We start from the raw sequence: 24,436 nt of genomic DNA, 5'->3' as shown, positions 1-24,436 counted from the left end.
GTGCCGTTAAGGCGCGTTTCCTGTTGGCTCATTACCTGGAGCCTATCCGAACCGGGCGTTGTGCTCATCTGGCGTTCGCGCAGTCCAGGCAGCTCTATTGCGTGGTAGAGCTGCTCCGCCAAGCAGACGTCAGATAACCCCTGACGCCCGGTTCGGACAGGTTGTTAGCCGTTGGTCTGCACCGACGTTACGAAGCTGAGCACGTTGGCCTGCGCCACGTAGCCAAATCCTTTGGCCCCGGCATTGTCGCGCTTGTCGCCGTAGTCGTGGCCTTTCACGGTCGTTTCGATGGCCGTGCGCAGGGCCCCGCCGATGTCGCCGTCGGGGGTTTGGGCCAGCGTAATGGGCGGGATGTGAAAGTTGGATGCGCCGCCCCCCTCAAACTGCGCCGAGGCCTGCGCCATCAGCAGCTTGCCGGCCCCGTCGAAGCCGCACAGCAGGGTGAGGTGGAAATCCTGTTCGCCCCCCCGGATGTAGTCGAGCTTGGCCGACACCAGCAGGCCGGCATTCGCGCCCGCTACCGATGTTTCCATGTACCAGGCGCGGTAGTTGAGGGGGTTGTCGGAATCATCGACCTGGTCCTGCAGCTCGAACTCGACCACCTGGTTGTACTTGCTGTCCTTGTTGCCGTGGTACTGCCAGGCATCCTTGCCCTTGTCGTCGGCCTGGAAGTCGGGGATGTTTATTTTGCCGATTTTTTCGAGCTGCAGCGGATAAGTATTGTAGTCGAAAAAGATGCTGTTCTGACTCATGATTTTAGGGATTACGATGCGCTTACAATGAAAAAAACTACTTCACCGACATGCTGCTGCACGCCCGGTTGAGCGTGTGGCACGCCACGGCCAGCGTGTAGAGCCGGCCGCCGTCGTCGCTGAGCTTGAGCAGGGCGGGCGACAGCGCATTGAACAGCTCGCAGGACACGTCGAACGCGGCCACCGCCAGCCCCATCGCCACCTCCGAGATGCCCAGGGTTTCGGGGGCACCGAGGGCCCCGGCAATGACGGCGGCGGCATCGACGGCCGTGACCACAATGGCCGGAATCTGGACGCCCGTGCCGCCGGCCTCCCAATTGGCTTGCACGGCCTGCAGGCGGGCGGTGGCCGGGTCGAAGGTGAGCACCAGCGTCACGTGGTCGTCGGTGGCACCCCCACGAATGTGGTCGAGCACCACCACCAGGTCATTGCCCGAGAACGTGGGGGATTTTACCCGATACTCGGAATCCATGATGGTGTATTCGACCGCCTTGCTGCTGACAGAGGCGTTTGGGAACGACTGGGTGAAGGTTCCCAAATTGAAGCTTAGTTTCATCTAGTGGGTCAGTATTACTCATGGTAATGCCTACTCTATGGGCTTTTCGGCGTTCGCCACCTGCGTACGGAAGGTCGTCGGTGTGGTCCTGGCCGGGGGCTGGGTGGGCGCGCTCCACCTTGCGCCCCGGCTGCCACAAAGCTGGTGGGGGGCGCGGGGCTTACTACAACCCGGCTTGTACCCTAAACAGGGTACAGCCGGCCGGCCGACAGGCGCGGCCGGCTGTCGCACCTTTGTAGCATGAGCCCCCCATCCTACCCCATCCAGCTGGCCATTGTGGAAGACGATGCCCGTGTGCGCAGCCTGCTCCAGGAGTATCTGGGCCACCAGCCCGAATTCAATTGCACCATCGTGGTCGATTCGGTGGAGGCACTCTGGGCCGAGCTCGACCTGAGCCTGCCCCCGCGCGTGCTGCTGCTCGACGTGAGCCTGCCCGGCCAGACCGGCATCGAGGCCCTGCCCGAGCTCCGGAAAGCCCTGCCCGGTACCGACATCATCCTGCAAACCATGCACGACGACCCCGAGCGCATTTTTCAGGCGCTGCGGGCCGGGGCCACGGGCTACGTCATCAAAAACGCCACCAGCCTGTCCCAGTACAAGCAAGCCATTTTCGACGTGCTGGCCGGCGGGGCGGCCCTCTCGCCCTCGGTGGCGCGCAAGGCGCTGCGCCACTTCCAGCCGGCCCCCAGCCAGCAGCCCGAGCTGCTTTCGCCCCGCGAAACCGAAGTCCTCCAGGCCCTTACCGAAGGCCTGAGCGAAAAGCAGGTGGCCGCCCGCCTCAACCTCTCGCCCGATACGGTGCACACCTACGTGAAACGCCTTTACGACAAGCTGAAAGTGCGCTCGCGCGGCGAGCTGCTGAGCCGGGCGGCCAAAGGAGATTTGTGAGGGCGCGGGGCGGTTGGCACGGGCCAAAGCCCCGCGTCGCAGTGTCTTGTACCCGCCCCCTTACGCCAGCAGGCGCAGCCGCACCTGCCAGCCGCCGGGCACCGGTCCCAGCCCCAGCTCGGCGTTGAGCAGCTTGGCGCGGTGGCGGATGTTGCGCAGGCCCTGGCCCGCCCGCGAGGTGGCCGGGGCCTCGCCCTGGCTGCTCACCCGCAGCTCCAGCAGCGGGTAGCAGCAAAGCATGATGTTGATGGGGCTGTTAGGCTGGGAGTATTTGAGGGCATTGTTCACCGCTTCCTTAAAAATAAGGTAGACGTGCTGGCGCACGGCGGGAGCCAGCGACCGGTCCGGCGAGGTCGGCAGGTCAGCATCGTCAAACAGTAGGGTGCGGCCGGTGGCGCGGGCCGTAGCGTCGAGGTAGTCGCGGATGCGGTCGGTGAGGGCGCCCAGGGTATCGGCGGCGGTGTCTACGCTCCAGATGATGTCGCGCACGGTGCTGGCGGCGGCGCGGGAGTCTTCCACCAGCAGGGCCAGGCGGGGGGCGGGGCCGGGTGCCAGCTCATGCAGCATTTCGGCCTGCATGGTAACGCGGGTCAGCAGCGCCCCTACTTCGTCGTGCAGGTCGGCGGCAAGGCGGGCGCGGAGAGTTGTTTCCTGGCGCATGCGTTGCAGGCGGGTGCGTTGCCAGAAGTAAACGAAGGCCACCACCACCAGGCCGGCCAGCAGCCAAGTGAGGGGCCGGTTCCACCAGGTGGCGGTCACGGTCAGGGGCAGGCGCAGCGTGTTGGCGGCGGGCACGCCCTGGCTGGTCTCGGCCCGCACCTCCACCGTGTACTGGCCGGGCGGCAGGCCCTGCAGGCGCAGGCGCGACTCATTGCCCAAGCCCAGCCAGCGGTCGGCCAGCCAGCCACGCACCCGGTAGAAGTAGCGCGCACGGCGGGCGTCAAAGTCGTCGGTCAGGGCCAGGTGCAGGTCTACCAGGGGGACGTCCGGGGCCAGACGTAGGGCGGGCAAAGCTTCAGCAGCCAACAGGTGGCGGGTGCGGCTGGCCTCCGCCGAGGCGCTGAGGGCCGTGAGGCCAGTGAGCAGCAGCCGGGGCCGCACCGGGCGCGGGCCGGGCACCTGGGCCGGCCATACCCGGTGCAGGCCGGCCACGCCCCCAATGAGCAGGGAGCCATCCAGGGGGTCGATGTAGGCAGCGCGGGCGTTGCATTCGTCCGAGAGTAGGCCCTGGGCCGTGGTGAAAACCGCCAGTTGGCTGGTAGCGGGCCGGTAGCGTACCAAGCCTTGGTAAGTGCCCAGCCACAGATAACCGCCGGGGCTGGGCGTGATGGTAGCCACCGAGGCATTGGGCAAACCCTGGCCCCGGGAAAGTGCGGCGTGGGCCCGGCCGTCGGGCTCCACCACGGCCAGGCCGTGGGCGCGGGTGCCCACCCAGAGCCGGCCTTCGGGAGCCAGGTACAGGCAGCGCGCCCCGGTGAAGGCCGCGCTCCGGATTACTTGCCGCGCTCCGCTGGCCAGGTTGAGCCGCTCCACGCCTTCGGGCGTCGCCAGCCACAAGTGCCCGCGTCCGTCGGGGGCAATGTCTTCGATGATGCGCCCGGCCAGCACCGGCTGCGTAGCTCCTGGCGCCTGATACGGCCGAAAAGTTTCCCGGGCGGGGTCGTACCAATAGAGGCCCGTGCGGGTACCGCCCCACACCCGCCCCGTAGCAGCGTCGCGGCAGAGGCTCAGCACCCCGGCATTGTTCTGGGGCAGGCCCTGCACGGGCACCTCCCGCAGCCTGCCGGTTTGGGGGTTGAAGCGCAGAAACGGGGTGGCCCCCCCCATCAGCCAGTCGCGGTCTGGTCCCAGCGGGGCCGGCACCATGCCCATGATGATGGGCACGTTGCCGGTGGGCAGCATGCCCACCGCCCAAGGCCGTAGCGGGGCCAGCGGCGAGTCGCGGGCCTGGGTTAGCAGCCCGGCTTCGTAGGTGCTCACCAGCAGGCGGCCATCGGGCAAGCGCACACTGGTTCGCACACTGTAGGGGGTGCCGCCTGGCCCGGCCAGCCCCCGGATGAAGACCGGGCTGGCCGTGCGCTGCCAGCAGCCCCTGGTGTTGCTGTCGAATACCCACCAGTTTCCGCTGCGGTCGGTGTGCAGGCGGCCACTCCAGCCGGCGGTGGGCCAGGGCGGCAGCGGCAGCTCAAATTGCATTTGCGGGTGCGGGTCAGGCCCGGCCGTCCATTCCAATTGACGCACCAGCTCGCGGCAGAGCAGGGTTGGGCCCGTGGGCCGGCGGTTTATATCCAGCCAGTTTTCGTGACGGGGGTCGGCCCAGCGCACCACGGCCACCAGCTGCCCTGCCGGCCCGGGGCGGTAGGCGGCGCAGTCGCTCAACAGCCAGATGCGGCCCTTCGGGTCGGCCACGGGGCAAAGCCGGCTTTGGGGATGACGCCAGGTGCCGAGCAGGCGGCCATTGGGGGCCAAGTGCCGGATGTTCCCTTTCAGGCCAACTACCCAGAGGCTGCCGTCGGGAGCCGGCCAGGTTTCGTACACTTCCTCCAACTGGGGCAGCAAGGGTCCGGTGGGGCGGCCGTTCAGCGTGTAGGCCTGCACGCCCACGCGGCCTTGCGTCACCCACACATGCTGGTTATCCGGGGCCAGGGCCAGCCCTTTCACGTCGCGGGTGGCGCTCCGCAGGCGCGGCAGCGGCAAGGCCTCCAGCCGACCATTGGGCAAAAACCGGAACAAGCCCGCGTCGGTGCCCAGCCAAAGCTGCCCATCGGGCAGGGCCAGCAACAGGTTACAGGGCACGGTCGGCAGGGCCGGCCCGGTGCGTCGCAAGTCGTTGATGGAGACGAGGGTATTGCCGTCGTAACGGTATACGCCGTCGTCGGTGCCGGCCCAGAGCAGGCCGCCGGGGGCCTGCACCAGCGTGCGCAGCATCAGGCCGCTGAGGGCTTCGTCGGGGAGCCAGCCGGCGGCGCGCGGCGGCTCGGCGCCGCCGAGCAGTGGCAGCAGCGCAGCCAGGAGTAGAAGTATCCGACGCCAGATTTTCACGCGGCCAAGGTACGGCCTGGGCCGCTTACCTTCATTCTAATCCAAGGTTATACCAATGTTAACGTATGGTTTTTCAGGTCAGTGAAGCAAGTAGCCCCAAGTTGACCTTCTACTTATCGTCTGGCTCATGCGGGACCCGCGCAACAAATAACGAGCGACTCACAAGGGTTGCGCATCATCAATTCCCAAGCAGGTGGCCGGCTGTAGCAGCGCTGGTCGCCGATGATTCAGCTACCCAATTATGCAAGGCCTCTCCATGCCCGGCGTCTATTGCGGTGGGCGTGACAAACCTGCCGGCCTTCGTTGCGTTTATCAGAACACTTAGTTTCTCCATTAACCCAACCCCCGATATGCAAACCTGGAACGACGTTATCCGCCTCGCCAACCACCCCCTGCCCGCCCCGCGCCGCGTGGAGAAAACACCCGCCGAGTGGCGCGCCCAGCTCACCGACATGCAGTTCCACGTCACCCGCGAGCACGGCACCGAGCGCGCCGGCTCCGGCGAGTACTGCGAGGCCCACGAGGCCGGCCTCTACGCCTGCGTGTGCTGCGGCACCCCGCTCTACGACTCGCGCACCAAATTTGAAAGCGGCACCGGCTGGCCCTCGTTCACCCAGCCCGTGGAGGACGATGCCATTCGCTACAAGAAGGACACCAGCTACGGCATGACCCGCATCGAAGTGCTCTGCAACGTGTGCGATGCCCACCAGGGCCACGCCTTCCCCGACGGCCCGGCTCCCACCGGCCTGCGCCTGTGCATCAACTCGGCCAGCGTGAAACTGGTGACGGAAGCCGAAAAGCAGTCCGCCTAACCCGATAGGGTAAATGCTGCGCCCGCCGTAGCTTGGGGCCTGATTGGCATGTCGCCGGTCAGGCCCTTTTTGTTGCTGCCCCCATGACCCGCGAAGCCTTCGTTGCCCGCCTCGAACACCTTCATCCACTGGCTCAGGCCAATCCGCAGGCCTACCGTTGGCGGGTGCGGGGCTGGGCCTTGCTGGGCTACGGGTTTATTCTGCTGCTGCTATTGGGCACGGTGGGCATCATGCTGGGCTTGTTGGCGCTGCTGGTTTTCGGCAAGGCCATCGTGGTGTTGCTGAAAGTGGGCCTGCTGGTGGGCTTTTTTGCCTGGAAAATCATCCGCTCGCTGTGGGTGAAGTTTGACTTGCCGCAGGGCCGTGCCCTCACCCCCGCCGAGGCCGCGCCGCTATTTGCCGCGCTGCACGAGCAGTCCCGGGCCCTAGCCGCGCCGCCGGTGCACCGCGTGCTGCTCACCACCGATTTCAACGCTTCCATTGTGCAGCTGCCGCGTCTGGGCGTGCTGGGCTGGCCCCGCAATTACCTCATGGTGGGTTTGCCGCTGCTCCAGGCCCTGAGCCCGGAGCAGGCCGCCGCTGTGGTGGCGCACGAGCTGGGCCACCTGCGCGGCGGGCACGGCAGGTTCAGCGCCTGGGTGTACCGCGTCAGCCAGTCGTGGGAGCAGCTGCTGGGCCAGCTGGAAAGCCACGGAGCCGGAACCTGGCTCAGCAAGTTTGCCAACTGGTACGTGCCGCGCTTCAACGCCTGGTCGCACCCCATGCGGCGGGCCGATGAGTTTGAAGCCGATGCGGCGGCCGGGCGCGTAACCAGCCCGCGGGCCCTGGCGCAGGCCCTGTGCGCGCTGGTGGTGCGCGATTCGGCCATCGACAAGCTGCACTGGGATGTGGTAACGGCCGGCATATCCGCGCAGCCCTACCCGCCCGCCGATGCCATCAGCCGCTTGCTGCCCCTGGCCAAAAGCGCCCGCCTCGACGATGCCACGGAAGGAGATTTGCTGAAAACCGCGCTGGCCGCCGACCCCGACGTGTTCGACACGCACCCCGTGCTGCTGGAACGGCTCGCGGCGCTGGGCGAGCAACCGGCCGTGCCCGCATTGCCCACCACCACCGCCGCCGAAGCGTGGTTTGGAACCAATCTGCCCACTCTCGCCGCCGAGCTGGATAAGACCTGGGCCTTTGGCGTAGAAGAATTTTGGAAGGAGCGGCATCAGTTCCTGAGCACCCAGAAAAAGCGCCTGGGCGAGCTGGCGGCGCGCCACGAAGCGCAGGAAACGCTGTCAGCGGATGAAGCCTGGGAGCTGGCCGACCTCACCGAAGACCACGTCAGCTCGGCCAAAGCCCTTGCGCTGTTCCAGGGCCTGTTCGACAACGCGGAGCATGGGCTCGCGGCGAAATTTGCCGTCGGCCGCATCCTCATCATGCAAGACGACCCCGCCGGACTGCCCCTGCTGGAAGAGGTGATGGCGCAGCTGCCCGCCGCCCGCACCGGGGGCCTGGCCCTGCAGCAGGCCTACCACCAGCGGCGCGGCGACAAGGACGCCGCCCGCCGGCTGCACACCGAAACCCTGCGCCATGCCGACCGCAACGACGCCGCCGAGGCCGAGCGCAACACCATCAGCCGGACCGATAATTTCCTGCCCCACGGCCTGGGCGAGGAGGAGCTGGCCGGCTTGCGCACGAGCCTGGCCGCTTTTGGCGACCAAATCAAGCGGGCCTGGCTCCTGCGCAAGGAGCTCACACACTTTGTCGAGCACCCGCTCTACGTGTTGGTGGTAGAGCACAAATCAGGTCGCAGCGTGGCCGAAAAAACCAGTACATTATTGATAAACAGCGTGGTGGAAGCGGTGAAGCTGCCCGGTCAGGGCTTCATCGTGCCCCTCACCAAAGCCACCGACTGGCTCGACGCCCCCGTGCGCCGCCATCCCGAAACCCTACTCTATGCCTCGGTGGCGGGCTAGTGGCCGGCTGCCGCTTGCCGCGCCCGCGTAGCTTTGCGCCCCAGCCGCAGCACCTTCGGCCGCAGCTTTGCGTTTAGCCCTCACTTCCCTGTCTCAATCCCACCCGTCATGTCGCTTCTCTTCAACGATTTTGCCTCCTGGGGCGCGCACTGCGCCGCTACCGGCGAGCCCCTGCACCAGCCCGTGCTCGATTATGAAATTGAGCAAAAAGGCCGCACCGAAGACGAAATATGGACCGGCCTGCAGCGCGCCTACGACGTGATGCGCGACGCCGTGCACGAGGGCCTGACCGGCGACATGACCTCGCGCTCGGGCATGATAAACAACGGGGCCAAGAAAATTGCCGCCTCGCCCGTCACCGTGCTTTCGCCCGAATTCAAGCAGCTTATAACCCGCGCCTTGGGTGCCAAGGAGGTGAACTCCTGCATGGGCCGCGTGGTGGCCGCGCCCACGGCCGGCGCCTCCGGCATCCTGCCCGGCGTGCTCGTCACCATTCAGGATTTGCATAAGCTCTCTGACCGCCAGATTCTGGAAGGACTGCTCGTGGCGGCCGGCATCGCCCTCATCATCGAGCAAAATGCCTCGCTGGCCGGGGCCGTGGGGGGCTGCCAGGCCGAAACCGGCTCGGCGGCGGCCATGGGCAGTGGCGCCATTGTGTATTGCCTGGGTGGGCCGGTCGAGCAGGTGTTTGCCGCCGTGGCCGTCACCATTCAGTGCATGCTGGGCCTAGTCTGCGACCCGGTGGCCGGGCTGGTGGAAGTGCCCTGCGTGGTGCGCAATGCTTCGGCGGCGGCCATTGCCTTCAGCTCGGCCCAGATTGCCATTGCCGGTATCGACCCGGTTATTCCCGTGGACCAGTGCGTGGCGGCCCTCGGCGAAGTGGGCCAGGCCATGGAAACGCGCTACAAGGAAACCGCCCTGGGCGGGTTGGCCGCCACCAAGCGCGGCAAGGAAATCGAGCAGCGCGTGCTGGTGCAGGACATCAACATTCTGCCCGACGACGGGGAGTAGCCGCGCTTGCGGCCCACGAGGCTAGCGGGTACCGCTCACGTTGGCCAGGCCCGGGGCCATGGTCAGGCGGGCCAGAAAGCGCAGGGCCGTTACGTAGCGATTCCGCAGGTCGTGGAAGTGCGTCCAGGCGGCTTCGCGGTCTTCGAGCAGCGTCAGGCCTTTTTCCGCCATCTCGTGGCAGGCCAGGTCAAAGTCGGCGCGGCTGGGGGCTTTCAGGCCGTCGCCCGGCCCGAGGTAGTCGGGCTCGGTATTGGCTTTATCGTCGAAAAAGCGATACACCCGGTTCAGGGCGAGGCAGCCGGCCTTAAAAGTGATTTCCACCTGCCGGGGCCGGGGGCCGTCTACCACGGCAAAGAGCAGGGCCGCCGTGTCCAGAATCAGCCCGCTGCTGACCACCCAGGAACGGCCGGGCTGGGGCGAGCGAAAGAAGGCGAGGATGGGCAGCGACGTGTGGCTTTCTTCAATCTCCACGAACCACCGCTCCCAGTCGGCCCATTGCTGGTCGTCGTTCTGTACCGAGCCGTCGTGGTTGAGCCAGCCCAGCAGACACGAAGCCGTGGGTGGGGTGCCGGCCCGCAGCTCCAGCAGTCCCACCGTCACCTCACGCCGCGAAAACGCCTGGTAGATGGTAGGTAGGTAGGAGAGCAGCAGCGTGAGTAGCAACAGGCCCAGGGCCGCTTCGGAGTAGGAGAGCACGGCGATGCCGATGTGCCGTGTGCTGGTAGTGCCCAGGGTCATCAGGGAGCTGTTGCTTAGCTCATAGCAGCGTTTCCAGCTGCCCTCGCCCAGTGCCCAGTAGAGGCTGGTGTAGCCCAGCCCCACCAGTGCCTCCCACACCAACGGCAGCGCCACCAGGGCCACCGGCGCGTAGTGGGCCATAATGCGGTCGCGCCGCTCGTAGGAGTTGGCCAGCTTGGCCGTGGCCTCAAACAGCCCCCGTATCCAGACGAATACCTTCACGTTCATGGACACTACCTCGTTGCGGGGCAGCACAAACGAGCGGATGGCCGCCGATACCGTGGTGATAATCAGAATGACGCCCCCCAGTCCGGTAAAAACGCGCAAAACAAGTAGGAGGTAAGGGTGCATAAAAGGCGGAAATGCCTGTTACGCACAACGCCACCAAATAGCCGGCTATCCAAAGCCCTGAGCCAGCTAAAGCGTTGCTGCCCGCTGCTTCCACAGCTCCCGGAATGAGGCCGGCGCCACCGCCAGCGCGGCGCGGCGCTTGCTCCAGCCCACCTGGCCCAGCAGGCGGCCCAGGCTCCAGTCCTTCACTTTGGCAGGCAGCACATCCAGGGCCCAGCGGTGCTGCATGCTCCACTTCCACAGGCCGATGGCCAGCCGCTCTTCGGTGGGCGCATGGCCTTCCTGCACGCTTTGCTTACGGTTGAGCAGTAGCAGGTTGTGTAGCGGAATGCGTACCGGGCACACAGTGGTGCAGGCGCCGCACAGGCTGCTGGCGAAGCTCAGGTGCTGGTGCTCGGGCAGGCCGCTCAGGTGCGGGCTGATGACGGAGCCGATGGGGCCGGAGTACGTGGTTTCGTAAGTGTGCCCGCCGATGTTTTTGTACACCGGACACACGTTGAGGCAGGCGCCGCAACGAATGCAGCGCAGGGCGGCGCGCTTGTCGGGCTGGGCCAGCAGGTTGGTGCGGCCGTTGTCGAGCAGAATCACCACCATTTCCTCGGGCCCGTCCACCTCGCCGGGCTGGCGCGGCCCGAAGTACACGGTGTTGTACACCGTCACCTGCTGGCCGGTGCCGCTGGTGCTCAGCAGGGGCCAGAACAGGTCTAAATCCGTCAGCTCGGGAATCACTTTCTCGATGCCCACAATGGCAATGTGCAGCTTGGGGAAGGTGGCCGAGAGGCGGGCGTTGCCCTCGTTCTCGGTCACGGCCACGCCGCCTTCTTTGGCAACCAGGAAGTTGCCGCCGGTCACGCCCACTTCGGCACTGGTGTACTTGTTGCGCAGCAGGTGCCGCGCCGTGAGCACCAGCTCCTGGGCGTCGTCGGTGGATTTCGTGCCCAGGTGCTTCACGAAAATGTTGTTGATGTCGGCCTTGCTCAGGTGCATAGCGGGCGTCACAATGTGGTAGGGCCGCTCGCCGTTCAGCTGCACGATGTACTCGCCCAGGTCGGTTTCAACGGACTCGATGCCCTGCGTGGCGAGGTACTTGTTGAGGTGAATTTCCTCGGTGGTCATGCTTTTGGCCTTCACCACGGTTTTGGCGTTGTGGGCCGTGGTCAGCTTGCCGATTTCGGCCAGGGCCTCGGCCGCGTCGCGGGCCCAGATTACGCGGCCGCCGCGTGCCGTGAAGGCCGCCTCGAACTGCAGCAGGTACTCATCGAGCTTTTCGAGCACGGTGGCCTTGAGGTAGGCGCCGCGGTCGCGGGCCAGCTCGTGCTGGTCGTAGAGCTTGAGGCCGACGCTCACGGCCGCATCGTACTTGCCGATATTGAAGCGGATTTTGCGGCGGTGCTCACGGTCGAAGGCTTTGGCTTCGCTATCGAGCTGAAATTGGCTTTTTTTCGTAAGCATGGGCCTCGGTTTTTTTGCTGTCTACCTAAATTATATGACCTCGTCATTCATTCCCAACCCATTGCCTGCCAATGGTTTTCCCGTAGCAGTCAACGAAATTCGCGCCGGGTTCACCTTGTTTGGCTTTCTGCCTTTTGGCCATTCCTACAACTCCATGAGTCCCCGGCTGGTGCTACATAACAATAAGCTGGAAGTTAAGATTTTGCGGACGGATTATTACGAATATAAATCCATCAGCCAGGCCGACTACCTGCCCGAGCGGTTTTTCGCGAGCTCCCAGCTGCTGCTGGAGCTGCCCACGCACAATGTTTCCTTTTACCTCAAGCTGACCACACCCGCAGCCGAAAAAGAGCTGTTGCAATTTCTGCGCGCCCAGGGCGTTGCTTTGTCTGGTAAGGCCCTGCAAGTAGCTGGTCTTTAAATTGATAGAGCCCGGTGCTGCTTACGGCTTGTTCGAGTCCACCACAATCCGCTGCTCCCGGTTCACCAGCTCCCAGGCGGTGTGGAATACCAGCTGCGCCCGCTCGGCCAGCTTATCGAATTCGATTTTATCCACGTCGTCGGTGGCCTTGTGGTAGTCGGCGTGCTCGCCGGTAGTATAAAAAATGACCGGGATTTTGCGTCGTGCAAAGTTGTAGTGGTCAGAGCGGTAGTAAATCTGTTCGGGCTCGTTCGGCACGTTGTAGCGGTAGTCCAGCTCCAGCTTGGTGTAAGTGCGGTTAGCCGTTTCGTTGATGGCGTGCAGCTCCGACGACAGTTTATCGGAGCCCACGATGCACACAAAATGCCGCTTCGGGCTGTGCTTGCGGTCGGTGCGGCCCACCATGTCGATGTTGAGGTCGGCAATGGTATTGGCCAGCGGCACCACGGGGTTGGCCGTGTAGTATTCCGACCCGAAAAGCCCCTTTTCCTCCGCCGTCATGGCCGCAAACAGGATGCTGCGGCGGGGTCCGTGGCCTTCGGCCTTGGCTTGGGCAAAGGCTTTGGCCAGGGCCAGCATCGCCACCGTGCCCGACCCGTCGTCGTCGGCGCCGTTGTAAATGGTATCGTTTTTCACCCCCAAATGGTCGTAGTGGGCGGAAATGACCAGCACCTCGTCCTTCTTATCAGTCCCTTCCAGGAAGCCCAGCACATTCTCGGTCGTGAGCTGCTCCTGCCCCTGCGGCAGGGAAATAGTGGTAGCCGGCGGCTGAAAGGACGGCCGCACCGGCTTGCCCGCGCGCTCCAGTTCCCGAACGTACTCCCGCAGCCCCGGCAGCGTGGTGCCGGCCAGCTGCAGGCCCAGGTCCAGAGACGTCAGGTACACGCCCATGCCCGCCGGAATATCCTCCCGCACGGTATCAACAATGGCCGGGCCCGGCGTGGTCAACCCAAAAACCGGTTCGCGTAGCGAAGCAGTAAACGCCACATCCTGCTTGCTGAATTCTTTGGTGGGCGCAAACGTGACCAGGAAGATGCTGCGCGCGCCCTTGGCCTTGGCCAGGGCAGCTTTGCGCAGTCCGGAATCCCAGTAGGTGGCCGCGCGGCCGCTGGGCCGGAGCAGCTTGCGGCCGCGCGCGTCCTGCGGCTCGCCCATCAGGGCCACCACGTCCTTGCCCCGCAAATCGAGGCCGGCATAATCTGAATAAGCCCCCTGCTCCACGCCAAACCCCACAAATACCGGCTGCAATGCCGTTTCCGCCGGAAAAGCCGACAGCATGGCGCCGTAGCTCAGAAAGTCGCGCAGCCACTCGTAGCGCTGGCCGCCGGCCTGCACGTAGCCGCTTGGCGCGTGGGTGCCGCGCGTGAGCAGGAAGTGCTGCAAGTACGGACTGTCGCTGCCGGGCACGGGGCCTTGCAGTCCCAGCGCCGCAAACTCCTGCACCAAATACGCAGCCGCCAGCTTCTGCCCCGGCTGGCCTGCCTCGCGCCCCAAAAAAGCATCCGACGCCACCACGGTCAGGTGCCTGCGCAGCTCTTCGGGCCGGATGGTGGCCGCGTAAGTCCGGGCCCGGTCTGGAGTGGCCGGGGTCTCGGTGGCGGCCTTGGTTTTTGCGTTGGGGGCCGCCTGCTGGGCCAGCACGGGTAAGCCGTGGGCCAGCACCAGCAGCCCGGACAATAAAACAGTCTTCACAAAAAAGTAGAAAGGATGAAAAGGAAGGCGAGAAGGCTAAAAAAGAACGTCATGCCGCGCCTGTGCGCAACATGACGTTCCCCTGCGGTTGCCCAACGCAACCCGCAGCCTTGGAATTACGGCTTGTTCGAGTCCACTACGATGCGCTCGTCGCGGTTGGCCAGCTCCCAGGCCAGGTGAAACACGAGCTTGGCGCGCTTCTCCATTTTCGGAAACTCGATTTTCTCAATTTCGTCGCTCTGCTGATGGTAGTCGGCGTGCACGCCGTTGAAGAAGAACGAAACCGGGACTTTGTTTACTGCGAAGTTGTAGTGGTCGGAGCGGTAGTAAAAGCGGTTGGGGTCGGCGGGGTCGTCGAAGCGGTAGTCCAGGTCGAGCTGGGTGTATTTGGCATTTTGCGCCTCCTGCACCACCTTCAGCTGCGAGGCCAGCTTGTCGGAACCGATGACGTAGATGTAGTCGGGCTTGCCCTCGTGCTCCACGTCGGTGCGGCCTATCATGTCCACGTTCAGGTCCACCATGGTTTGGGCCAGCGGGAAAATGGGGTTTTTGGCGTAGTACTCCGAGCCGAATAGGCCCTTCTCCTCGCCCGTCACGCTCAGAAACAGCAGGCTGCGGCGCGGCCCGTGGCCTTCGGCCTTGGCTTTGGCAAACGCTTCGGCCAGGGTAATGATGGCCGAGGTGCCCGAGCCGTCGTCGTCGGCGCCGTTGAACACCACGCCGTCCTGAATGCCGAGGTGGTCGTGGTGGGCCGAAATCACGATGATGTCCTGCTTCAAATCGCTGCCTTCAATGAAGCCCAGCGCGTTTTCCGTTCCCAGCGGCACGCGCTTGCGAGCGGCTTTCAGCTGCATGGGCTTCACCTTGAAAGGGGAAGCCACCGGCTGCTTGGCCGTGTTGATTTTGGCCAGGTGCTTCTGCACGTTGGCATCCGAAGTGCCCAGCACCTGCAGGGCCACGGCCGGCGAAATGAAGAAGGCCGGCGTGCGGGTGGGCCGGTCCGAGTTGGCCATTACCGTAGCCGCGCGGCTGATGTTGGGGGCCAGGCGAGCGGCCTGCTTGGCAAAGTTGCTGGTGGGGTTGAAGCTCACGAAAAATACCGAGCGGGCGCCTTTCTGCGAGGCCATCTGGGCTTTGGCGCGGTAGTCGGTGCCCCATTTGGTGGGCGAGCCGTCGGCGCTCAGCAGCGCTTTGCCGTCGGGGCCGGTGGGCTCGCCCAGCGCCACCAGAATGTCTTTGCCCTTCACGTCCACGCCCTTGTAATCGGAGTAGCCGTCCTGCTCGATGCCGTAGCCCACAAACACTGGCGTCACGGCTGTAACCTCGGCAAAGGGCGAGTCGCCCATGCCATAGAAATCAACCAGCCACTGGTAGCTGTTCTTGCCCACTTTCAGGCTGGCACCGTCGGCCCAGGTCACCTGCTCCAGGTTGAAGCGCTGTTGGTACGGGTCGGTACCGGTGGCCACGGGCCCCGTGAGGCCGGCCGTTTTGAACTGCGTGGCCACGTATTCGGCCGCCATGTGCTGGCCCTTCATGCCGGTTTCGCGGCCTTCGTACTCGTCCGAAGCTAGTACTGCCAGGTGCGTGCGCAGGCGCTCGGCCGTCACCATATCAGCGTATTGCACGCTCCAATCGGCGGGAGTTGGGGCTGGGGTGGGGAAAAGCACCTGCTCGGTCGGAACCGTCATTTTGCCTTTCGTGGTGCCGGTTTTGCTGCTCTTGTTTTTGACTTTTATCTTGGTTTGCGCGTCGGCCGGGGCTGCGCTGGCCAGGGCCAGGAACGCCAGCAGGAGGGAGGTTTTATTCATGAATAAGTAAGAATGGTGGGAAACAGGCGTGGGGGGTGGCCCTGCTTCAGCAAAGCCGGCAGGTCATTTTGAAAGGGCGCGGGTGTGGTTTACACCTGGTGAATAAGGACGCTGGCGTAGGCCGCCACGCCTTCGCCCGTGCCCACAAAACCCAGTTTTTCGGTGGTGGTTGCTTTAATGGAAATATCGTCTTCGGCAATGCCCATTACGGCGGCCAGCACGCGCCGCATTTCCGGGATGTGCGGGTTCACCTTGGGCTGCTCCAGGCAGATGGTGGAGTCAATGTTGCCCACCTCGTAGCCCTTCTCCCGCAGCAGGCGCATCACGCCGGAGAGAAGTTTTTTGGAGTCGATGCCCTTGTACTGCGGGTCGGTGTCGGGGAAGTGGAAGCCGATGTCGCGCAGGTTGGCCGCGCCCAGCAGCGCGTCGCAAATAACGTGGATGAGCACGTCGGCATCGGAGTGGCCGAGCGCGCCGTGGGTGTGCGGTACCAGAATGCCGCCGAGCCAGAACGGCAGGCCTTCCTGCAATTGGTGAACGTCGTAGCCGAAGCCGGTGCGAATTTTCATGAGGTGGAATAAGGTAGAGCCGACGCGGCTGCTGCAAAAGTACCCGGCGCAGGGTTTATGGTCTGCAAAATACCGGGAGACGGCATTTATAATTTAATAACACGATTAATGAATAAAAATCCGCTAAAAATATTAGCTTTGCATTGCTATCAAAATTAGTTAAAGATGGCAGCTATTCCGCAGCTATTTTCCAAATACTGTAAAGTAAACGGAGCCGCTCTGCGTCACATCAAAGCGGAAAGTGCCCGGAACCGACTGGGGCGCTAAAAAGAAAATGGAAACTTTGAGCACAATAAAAGTTTCCATTGTATCTTTGCGGCGTTAATTATGGAAATCAAAGACCGAATCCTGAGCCAGGCGCAGCAGCTTTTCATGCGCAATGGCATCAAAAGCGTGAGTATGGACGACATTGCCGCCGACCTGGGCATGTCGAAAAAGACCCTCTACAAATGGTTCGAGAACAAAGACCAGATTGTGGAAGGCGTGATGACCCGACACCTGCTAGAAGCGCAGCACGACTGCGAGCGGATGCAGGCGCAGGCCACCTCGGCGGTGGACGAGCTGTTCGGCATGATGAATTGGATGCGCCAGCAGTTCAGCGAGGTGCACCCGAGCATCTTCTACGATATGCAGAAGTTTCACCCCAGCACGTGGCAGCTTTGGCTCGACCACAAGCAGGAGTACATTCTGGAACAAATAACCGATAACCTGCGCCGGGGCATGAGCGAGGAGCTATTCCGCGCCGACCTCGACGTGCCCGTGCTGGCCCGCCTGCGCCTGGCCCAGATTGAGCTGGCCTTCAACCCCGACGTGTTTCCGCCCCGGCAATTCGACGTGCAGCGCCTGCAGCAGGTCATCATCGAACACTACATGCTGGGCATTGCTTCGCTCAAGGGGCACAAGCTCATCAACGACCTCCGCCACGTCACGGAGCAAGAATAACCCGCTTTTCCCCGCTTCCCCGTTCCCTTTTTGCTGTTAATAATGATGCTGTTTCGACCAAAAACACTGCTGCTGGTGGCCCTGAGTGCCGCCGTGCCACAGGCACTGCTTGCCCAGTCGGCTCCGGCCGCGCTGCCGGTCGCCCCGCCCACCACGGGCACCATGCCCCTGAGCCTGCAACAGGCGGTGAGCTACGCCGTTCAGAACAAATCGAGCCTGCTGGCCACCCGCTTGGGCGAGGCTGCCGCCGCCGCCAAAGTGGGCGAAATCAAGAGTGCTGGCCTGCCCCAGGTGAACGTAGGCGCCACCATTTCCGACAACTTCAAGCTGCAAAAGAGCCTGGTGAACTTCCCGGTGCAGCAAACCGTGCTCACGCCCGGCAAAGTGGCCGATGCCAGCAGCGGTCAGGAAGTAGTGCTGGAACAGCGCAGCCTGGCCGTGCCGCCGCAGCCGTTCGCCTTTGGCCTGCAATTCGCCGGCAACACCAGCGCTTCGGTATCGCAGCTGCTCTTCGATGGCGCGTATCTGATTGGTTTGAAGGCGGCTAAGGTGTACACCGAGCTGGCCAAGAAGCAAACCCAGCAGGCCGAAATCGACGTGGTGGAGCAGGTGAGTAAGGCGTATTACAGCACGCTGGTGGCCCGCTCGCGCCTGGCGCTGCTGGCCCGCAACGTGCAGCGCCTCGATACCGTGCTGTATCAGACCAATGAAACCTACAAAGCTGGTTTTGTGGAGAAGCTCGACGTGGACCGCCTGCGCGTGCAGCGCAACAACCTGGTGGTGGAGCAGCAGAAAGCCCAGCGCCTCACCGAGCTGAGCGTGGGCTTGCTCAAGTTTCAGATGGGCCTGCCGCAGCAGCAGCGCATTCAGCTCACCGACTCGCTCGGCGCAGCCGTGGTGGATGCCGGCGCCCTGCGCCAGCGCCTCGGCGTGGCCGATATGAGCACCGGCGGCGGCGTGAACGGCCTGGGCGACCTGCCCACGGCCCCGGCCCAGACTAGCAGCGACCCCGCCGCCCAAAACCGCCTCGACCAGCAGAACGCGCTGTCGGGCGGCCAGCCGGTAGCGGCTCGCGGCGCGCTCAACTACAACAACCGCATCGAATTCTCGACCCTGGAAACCCAGCAGGCCCTGGCCGGCCTCGACCTGCGCAACCGTCAGGCTGGCGCTTACCCGCGTCTCGTGCTCTCGGGCGCCTACGGCTTCACGGGCTCGGCGAACAAGGCCAGCGAGCTGTTTGCCTTTCGCGGTCCGGATTCGCGCAACTCGGCCGGCTTTGTCAACCAGAACTGGTTCGGCTTTGGCAACGTGGGCCTGAGCCTGCAGGTGCCGGTGTTCGATGGCTTCCGCCGCAAGTACCTGGTGCAGCAGAGCCGCCTGCAGCAGCAGACGATTGAGCGCGGCTTCGAGACGCTGAAGCAAAGCATTGACTTGCAGGATGCCCAGAGCCGCACTACGCTCATCAACGCCCTCGACGTGCTGGACAACCAGCAGGCCAACCTGACCCTGGCCACCGACGTGGCCCGCGTCACGCGCATCAAGTTCAATGCCGGTGTGGGCTCCAACCTGGAGGTGATTACGGCCGAAACCGACCTGCGCTCGGCCCAGACCAACTACTACGGCGCGATTTACGACGTGCTGGTAGCCAAAGTGGACCGCGACAAAGCGACCGGCGAGCTGTATAAAAATAGCCGTTAGCTAGTAGCTGTTAGCCAGTAGCTTTTCTCCTTGTCAAACCTTAGAATGTCCTACAATGAACTTGTCTTTCAAAAAAGCTAACAGCCAGCCGCTATTAGCTAACAGCTCCCCTAAAAACAGCTTCCTCAAAAAGGCTATTAGCTACCAGTTAATAGCTATCAGCTTAATCACCGTTTCCTGCGGCGGCGCCGAAGACCCCAAAGCCGAGCTGGCCAAACTCAAGAAAGAGCAGGCCGACACGCAGGCTAAAATAGCCACCCTCGAAGCCAAAACCGGCCCCGGCGAAACCGCTCCGGCCACGCCCGTGAGCGTGATGAACGCCAAGCCCGAGAGCTTCAAAAGCTACCTGGAAGTGCAGGGCCGCGTCGATTTCGACCAGAATGCCACTGTGGGCAGCCGGGCCGCCGGTACCCTCACCAGCATCCGCGTGCAGCGCGGCGACCGGGTGCGCAAGGGCCAGGTGCTCGCCACCGTGGATGCCAGCATCCTCGATGCCAACGTCGCCGAATTGAAAACCCGCATGGACCTGGCCCGCGTGATTTACGAGAAGCAAAAAAGCCTCTGGGACCAGCAGATTGGCACCGAAGTGCAGTTCTTGACGGCCCGCAACAACTACCGCGCCCTGCAAAACGGCCTCAATACCCTCAACCAGCAAAAGGCCCTTTACAACGTAATTGCCCCGTTCTCGGGTACTGTGGATGAGGTGCTGCCCAAGCTGGGCGAAATTACCGCGCCCGGTGCGCCGGTAGTGCGCCTGAACGGCGGCACGGGCGGCAAGATTCTGGCCGACGTGTCGGAGGCTTACGGCAACAGCATCAAGGCCGGCGATAATGCCGTGGTGACCATTCCGGACCTGGGCGGCGAGGAGCTGCCCGCCACCGTGCGCGTGGTGAGCCGCAGCATCAATGCCACCAGCCGCACCTTCACGGTGGAGCTGCGCCTGAAAAACGCCAAAGCCGCCGACCTGCGCCCCAATATGGTGGCCACGGTGCGCATCCAGAACTACGCCGCCGCCGCCGCCACCGTTATTCCGGTGGACCTGGTGCAGCGCGACGAGCAGAACAGCTACGTGTATGTGGTGGGCAAAGCCGAGGGCAAAATGACCGCCGAAAAGCGCATCATCAAAACCGGCAACACCTACAACGGCAAGGTGGAAGTCACCAGCGGCCTCACCGCCGCCGACCAGATTATCTCGGCCGGTTACCAGAATCTGAACGACGGCCAACTAATAGCTATTAGCGGCTAGCTATTAGCTGTTAGCTTTTTCTCGGATAACAGTAGATGGCGTAATATGAAAAATTACAAGGAATTGAAGGTATGGCAGCGGGGTATTGAACTTGCAAAATCCACCTATGAGTTGGTGCGTCAGTTGCCCCGCGAGGAGACATACAGCCTTCGCAGCCAGATGACGCGGGCTGCGGTTTCAATTCCTTCTAACATCGCCGAAGGCAGCAGCCGGAGCAGCGAAAAGGAATACCGGCACTTTCTGGAAATTGCTTTGGGCTCCTGTTTTGAATTGGATACGCAGTTAATTATCGCAGTGCAGTCTGGCCTGTTAACACTGCCCGCAGATTGCTCACTACCCGAGATGCTGGAAGAAGAAATCAAAATGCTGCACGGATTCATCGCCCGTTTAAAAGCAAATAGCTAAAGGAAACCTGTCTTAAACCCAAGAGCTATCAGCTACCAGCTAATAGCTAACAGCTAAATCAACATGCAGGATATAGAGAAGGAATTTGGGCCCACCAGTTGGTCCATTAATAACAAGACGAGCATTTACATCATCACGGTGATTTTGTGCATCGCGGGCATCTTCGCCTACCTCAAGCTGGGCAAGGAGAAGTTTCCCGACATCGTGATTCCGCGCATTATCGTGGCCACGGTGTACCCCGGCACCTCGCCGGCCGACATTGAAAACCTGGTGACCCGGCAGCTCGAAAAGGAGATGAAGAGCATCAACGGGGTGAAGCACATCAACTCGACCTCGAACCAGGATTACTGCATCGTGGACATCGAGTTCACCTCCGGCATCGACGTGCAGGTGGCCAAGCAGCTGGTGAAGGACGCCGTGGACAAGGCCAGCACGGAGCTGCCCAACGACCTGCCCAGCGCCCCGCTGGTGAAGGAAGTTAACATTTCCGAGCAGCCGATTATGTACGTCAACCTGGCCGGCAACCTCCCCGCCGCCCAGCTCAAAAAGTACGCCGACGACTTCCAGGATAAGATTGAGGCGCTGTCCGAAATCACCCGCGTGGACATCATCGGCGCCCTCGACCAGCAGGTGAACGTGGACGTGGACCTGAACAAGCTGCGGGCCTCGCGCCTGGGTTTCAATGACATTGCGCGCGCCATCGGGGCCGAAAACGTGACTATTTCGGGCGGTACCATCGACGTGGGCGGGCAGAAGCGCGCCGTGCGCGTGGCCGGCCAGTACGTGCGGGCCGAAAACCTGGCCAACATTCAAATCAAGAACCTCAACGGCGCGCCTGTGCGCCTCGGCGACATTGCCACCGTTACCGACGGCTTCAAGGACCGCGAAAGCTACGCCCGCCTCGATGGCAAGCCCGCCATTACCCTCAACGTGGTGAAGCGCCAGGGCGAAAACCTGATTGACGCCAGCGATAAAATCAAGGCGCTAATTGCTGAGTCGGAGGCCAGCTTGCCCAAGGAGTTGACCATCACCGTGACCGGTGACACCAGCAACGACACCCGCGTGACGCTGCACGACCTCATCAACACCATCATCATCGGCTTTTTGCTGGTGACGTTCATTCTCATGTTCTTCATGGGCACCACCAACGCCATGTTTGTGGGCCTGTCGGTGCCGCTATCGATGTTTCTGGCCTTCCTCATCCTGCCGGCCTTCGACTTCTCGCTGAACATGATTGTGCTTTTCGCCTTCCTGCTCGTACTGGGCATTGTGGTGGACGACGCCATTGTGGTGATTGAAAACACTCACCGCCTGTTGCACGAGCATCCCGAGCTGAGCACCGAAAAAGCCGCCAAATTTGCATCGGGCGAAGTATTTGTGCCCGTGCTGGCCGGCACGCTCACCACCATTGCACCATTTATTCCGCTGCTGTTCTGGCCGGGCATTGTGGGCTCGTTCATGTACTACCTGCCCGTCACGCTCATCATCACGCTCATGGCGTCGCTGTTGGTAGCTTTCGTGATGAACCCCGTGTTTGCCGTAAGTTTCATGCAGCGCGAGGAGCATTTTGAGGAGGACCTGCACCGCCGGCCCAAGGCCACCAAAGGCTTCCTCATTACCATGGGCGTACTCGTGGCGCTGGGCATTCTGTTCAACGTGCTGGCCCTGGGCAAAACGCCCGAAATAGGCGTCGACGGCAAGACTAGCGGCCTGCTGGGCCACTTCCTCGGCAACCTCTGCCTGGCCCTGGCCGCCTTCATCGCCCTCGACCGCTACGTGCTGGTGAAGATGATTGCCTGGTTCCAGACCCGCGCCCTGCCCAAATTCCAGAACGGCTACGCCAAGCTGGTGGGCTGGTCCATCGGCCACCCGGCCATTGTGATGGTGGGCGTGATTATCCTCTTCATCGGCTCCTTCGTGGCCGTGGGCATCCGCAGCCCCGCCGTGCAGTTCTTCCCCAAAGGCGACCCCAAGTTCATCTACACCTACCTGAAAATGCCCGTGGGTACCCGCGTATCGGTCACCGACTCGGTAACGCGCGTGCTGGAAAACCGCATCTACGGTGTCATCGGTAAGAAAAACGCCGACGTGGAATCGGTGATTACCAACGTGGCCATCGGCGCCGGCGACCCCGGCGAAGCCACAGCTTCGGGCGTGTCGCAGTCGCACCTGGGCAAAATTGGCGTGGCCTTCAAGGAGATGAGCGACCGCACCGGTCCTGCCACCAGCACCTACATGGACAAAATCCGGGAGGTGGTGAAGGGCATTCCGGGCGCCGAAATATCGGTGGACCAGGAAGCCAGCGGCCCGCCCACGGGTAAGGAAATTGCCATTGAAGTAGCCGGCGACGACTACCCCAAGCTGGCCGCCCTGTCCAAGAAAGTGACCCGCTACCTCGACTCGCTCAACATTGGCGGCGTGGAGCAGCTGCGCTCGAACCTGGAAGACCGCAACCCCGAAATTGCCGTGAACATCAACCGCACCCGCGCCAACCGCGAGGGCATCAGCACCGGCCAGATTGGCCTGGAAGTGCGCACGGCCATCTACGGCACCGAGGCCAGTAAATTCAAAACCGCCGACGACGAATATCCCATTCAGGTGCGCTACGCCGAGCCCTACCGCTCCGACGTGGACGCCATCGTGAACGCGCCGCTCACCTTCCGCGATGCCACCGGCGCCGTGCGCCAGGTGCCCATTTCCTCGGTGGCCGACGTTACTTATGGCAGCACCTACGGCGGCATCAAGCGCAAAGACACCAAGCGCGTTATCACCATCAGCTCCAACGTGCTGGGCGGCTTCACCGGCCCCGACGTGGTAGCCAACATCGAAACGGCGCTCAAATCCTATCCGCTGCCGCCCGGCTACACCATCAACATGGGCGGCGCCCAGGAAAACCAGAAGGAAACCAGCGACTTCCTGCCCATGGCTGGCATCGGTGCCCTGGGCCTCATCTTCCTGATTCTGGTGACGCAGTTCAACTCGTTCAGCAAGCCGCTCATCATTCTCTCCGAGGTTCTGTTTTCCATCGCCGGCGTGTTCTGGGGCCTGGCCATCACAGGTCAGAACATCAGCATCGTGATGACGGGCGTGGGCATCATTGCCCTGGCCGGCATCGTGGTGAAAAACGGTATTCTCCTGGTTGAATTCACCGATATGCTGCGGGCGCAGGGCATGCCGCTGCGCGAAGCCATTGTGCTGGCCGGCCGCACCCGCCTCAACCCCGTGGTGCTCACGGCCACGGCCGCCACGCTGGGCCTCATCCCCCTGGCTATTGGCCTGAACATCGATTTTTACGAGCTGTTCGCCTCCGGCAACGCGCACTTCTTCATCGGGGGCGAGTCGGTTACCTTCTGGGGCCCGCTGGCCTGGACCATCATCTTCGGTCTGGTGTTCGCCACGCTCGTCACGCTGGTGGTAGTGCCGGTGATGTACTTGCTGAGCGAAACCCTCAAGGGAAAAATAACCGGAAAAAACCCAGACCACCTTGCAACCAATTCGGAAGAGGTGGACTCTGAAGAAATACAGGCGGCTACGCCGCCAATACTAGCCTAACTATTTAGGCGTTGTGGGAGCTCGCTGGTACGTTTTTGTTGCAGCAAAAACGACCGGCGAGCACCTTAAACAAACCTGTTCTCATCAATTCTACTCCCTCCTTTTTGCTTATTATTATGTACGTATCCGCTACAAGGCCCACCCTTAGCCCTACTATTGAACAGCAGGTCTTTCGAATCATCAGCAAGCGCAAAGCCATTCGGGCCAGCCGGGTGCGCAAAACTGCCAGCCTCGCCCGCGACCTGCGCTTCGAAACGCTCGACGTAGTGGATATCATTCTGGAGTTGGAGCGCAACTTCAGCATCGTCATTCCCGACGAAGTGCCTTTGTACACGGTGGGCGACTTTGTGCGCTACGTGCGCGACCATGCTGCCGCTGCGTAAGCAATAATTCGTTTTCTCACCAACGCAAAAAATCCCGGTAACGTGAGTTACCGGGATTTTTTGCGTTGGATGCGGGAGGAAACTTACCGGACGTTGCCGCCGGTATCGAGGTTGCCGGCATCCGCAGGGTTGCGGCTACCTTCCCAAGCCCGAACAG

General features: G+C 62.7%; 19 protein-coding genes. 11 read left to right on the top strand and 8 right to left on the bottom strand.

The annotated features are described in order from the left end of the window. Positions 1 to 164: 164 nt before the first annotated feature. Together GM79_RS02625 and GM79_RS02620 are read right to left on the bottom strand one after the other, a co-directional pair. Entirely contained in the window at positions 165 to 752 is a 588-nt protein-coding gene (locus GM79_RS02625; RefSeq protein ID WP_035558775.1) for a hypothetical protein, read from the bottom strand. Positions 753 to 789: 37 nt separating this feature from the next. Then, on the bottom strand, positions 790 to 1,308 hold the full coding sequence (locus GM79_RS02620; protein WP_035558772.1) for a hypothetical protein: 519 nt from the start codon (positions 1,306 to 1,308) through the stop codon (positions 790 to 792). 240 nt (positions 1,309 to 1,548) lie between these two features. Between GM79_RS02620 and GM79_RS02615 the strand changes: the two genes are divergently transcribed. Next, complete coding sequence (locus tag GM79_RS02615) at positions 1,549 to 2,196, top strand: response regulator transcription factor (protein WP_051718409.1); 648 nt, start codon at positions 1,549 to 1,551, stop codon at positions 2,194 to 2,196. Between the two features lie 60 nt (positions 2,197 to 2,256). Here the strand turns inward: GM79_RS02615 and GM79_RS02610 are convergent, their stop codons facing one another. Next, positions 2,257 to 5,238: a histidine kinase gene (locus GM79_RS02610; protein WP_035558770.1), complete on the bottom strand. Its 2,982-nt coding sequence runs from the start codon at positions 5,236 to 5,238 to the stop codon at positions 2,257 to 2,259. 350 nt (positions 5,239 to 5,588) lie between these two features. Between GM79_RS02610 and msrB the strand changes: the two genes are divergently transcribed. From msrB to sdaAA, 3 genes are all read left to right on the top strand, one after another. After that, positions 5,589 to 6,050, top strand: a complete 462-nt coding sequence (gene msrB, locus GM79_RS02605; protein WP_035558767.1) for a peptide-methionine (R)-S-oxide reductase MsrB — start codon at positions 5,589 to 5,591, stop codon at positions 6,048 to 6,050. Between the two features lie 83 nt (positions 6,051 to 6,133). Then, on the top strand, positions 6,134 to 8,011 hold the full coding sequence (locus tag GM79_RS02600; RefSeq protein WP_035558764.1) for a M48 family metallopeptidase: 1,878 nt from the start codon (positions 6,134 to 6,136) through the stop codon (positions 8,009 to 8,011). A 108-nt stretch (positions 8,012 to 8,119) separates the two neighbouring features. Beyond that, on the top strand, positions 8,120 to 9,022 hold the full coding sequence (gene sdaAA / locus GM79_RS02595) for an L-serine ammonia-lyase, iron-sulfur-dependent, subunit alpha (protein WP_035558761.1): 903 nt from the start codon (positions 8,120 to 8,122) through the stop codon (positions 9,020 to 9,022). A 21-nt stretch (positions 9,023 to 9,043) separates the two neighbouring features. Here sdaAA and GM79_RS02590 read toward each other — a convergent pair whose 3' ends face one another. Beyond that, positions 9,044 to 10,087 carry a hypothetical protein gene (locus GM79_RS02590; protein WP_051718408.1) on the bottom strand — a complete coding sequence of 348 codons (1,044 nt, stop codon included), beginning with the start codon at positions 10,085 to 10,087 and terminating at the stop codon, positions 9,044 to 9,046. Between the two features lie 90 nt (positions 10,088 to 10,177). Then, complete coding sequence (locus tag GM79_RS02585; protein WP_035558756.1) at positions 10,178 to 11,563, bottom strand: LutB/LldF family L-lactate oxidation iron-sulfur protein; 1,386 nt, start codon at positions 11,561 to 11,563, stop codon at positions 10,178 to 10,180. A gap of 34 nt (positions 11,564 to 11,597) precedes the next feature. On the opposite strand from GM79_RS02585, the gene GM79_RS02580 reads away from it, so the two are divergent. Continuing rightward, positions 11,598 to 11,984, top strand: a complete 387-nt coding sequence (locus GM79_RS02580; protein WP_152559793.1) for a hypothetical protein — start codon at positions 11,598 to 11,600, stop codon at positions 11,982 to 11,984. Between the two features lie 21 nt (positions 11,985 to 12,005). Here the strand turns inward: GM79_RS02580 and GM79_RS02575 are convergent, their stop codons facing one another. The 3 genes from GM79_RS02575 to ispF all read right to left on the bottom strand — a co-directional run bounded on the left by GM79_RS02575 (position 12,006) and on the right by ispF (position 16,053). Continuing rightward, positions 12,006 to 13,676: a M28 family peptidase gene (locus GM79_RS02575; RefSeq protein ID WP_081867515.1), complete on the bottom strand. Its 1,671-nt coding sequence runs from the start codon at positions 13,674 to 13,676 to the stop codon at positions 12,006 to 12,008. Between the two features lie 116 nt (positions 13,677 to 13,792). Continuing rightward, entirely contained in the window at positions 13,793 to 15,484 is a 1,692-nt protein-coding gene (locus GM79_RS02570; protein ID WP_051718407.1) for a M28 family peptidase, read from the bottom strand. A gap of 89 nt (positions 15,485 to 15,573) precedes the next feature. Beyond that, on the bottom strand, positions 15,574 to 16,053 hold the full coding sequence (gene ispF, locus GM79_RS02565) for a 2-C-methyl-D-erythritol 2,4-cyclodiphosphate synthase (protein WP_035558746.1): 480 nt from the start codon (positions 16,051 to 16,053) through the stop codon (positions 15,574 to 15,576). Positions 16,054 to 16,380: 327 nt separating this feature from the next. On the opposite strand from ispF, the gene GM79_RS02560 reads away from it, so the two are divergent. From GM79_RS02560 to GM79_RS02535, 6 genes are all read left to right on the top strand, one after another. Continuing rightward, positions 16,381 to 16,995 (top strand): TetR/AcrR family transcriptional regulator, encoded by a 615-nt coding sequence (locus GM79_RS02560; protein WP_035558743.1) that lies wholly within the window; start codon positions 16,381 to 16,383, stop codon positions 16,993 to 16,995. A gap of 42 nt (positions 16,996 to 17,037) precedes the next feature. After that, complete coding sequence (locus GM79_RS02555) at positions 17,038 to 18,693, top strand: TolC family protein (RefSeq protein WP_051718406.1); 1,656 nt, start codon at positions 17,038 to 17,040, stop codon at positions 18,691 to 18,693. A gap of 55 nt (positions 18,694 to 18,748) precedes the next feature. Beyond that, on the top strand, positions 18,749 to 19,939 hold the full coding sequence (locus tag GM79_RS02550) for an efflux RND transporter periplasmic adaptor subunit (RefSeq protein ID WP_081867514.1): 1,191 nt from the start codon (positions 18,749 to 18,751) through the stop codon (positions 19,937 to 19,939). A gap of 45 nt (positions 19,940 to 19,984) precedes the next feature. Next, positions 19,985 to 20,344, top strand: a complete 360-nt coding sequence (locus GM79_RS02545) for a four helix bundle protein (RefSeq protein ID WP_035558741.1) — start codon at positions 19,985 to 19,987, stop codon at positions 20,342 to 20,344. A 63-nt stretch (positions 20,345 to 20,407) separates the two neighbouring features. Further along, positions 20,408 to 23,896: an efflux RND transporter permease subunit gene (locus tag GM79_RS02540; protein WP_035558738.1), complete on the top strand. Its 3,489-nt coding sequence runs from the start codon at positions 20,408 to 20,410 to the stop codon at positions 23,894 to 23,896. A gap of 116 nt (positions 23,897 to 24,012) precedes the next feature. Beyond that, a complete protein-coding gene (locus GM79_RS02535; protein ID WP_051718405.1) occupies positions 24,013 to 24,279 on the top strand; it encodes a hypothetical protein in 267 nt (88 codons plus the stop codon). Positions 24,280 to 24,436 lie beyond the last annotated feature (157 nt).

It is taken from the genome of Hymenobacter sp. IS2118 (assembly GCF_000715495.1).
In the GTDB taxonomy this organism is placed as follows: Bacteria; Bacteroidota; Bacteroidia; order Cytophagales; family Hymenobacteraceae; genus Hymenobacter.
Note: the sequence above shows the minus strand (reverse complement) of the source record. Positions and strands in the feature narration are given on the sequence as shown.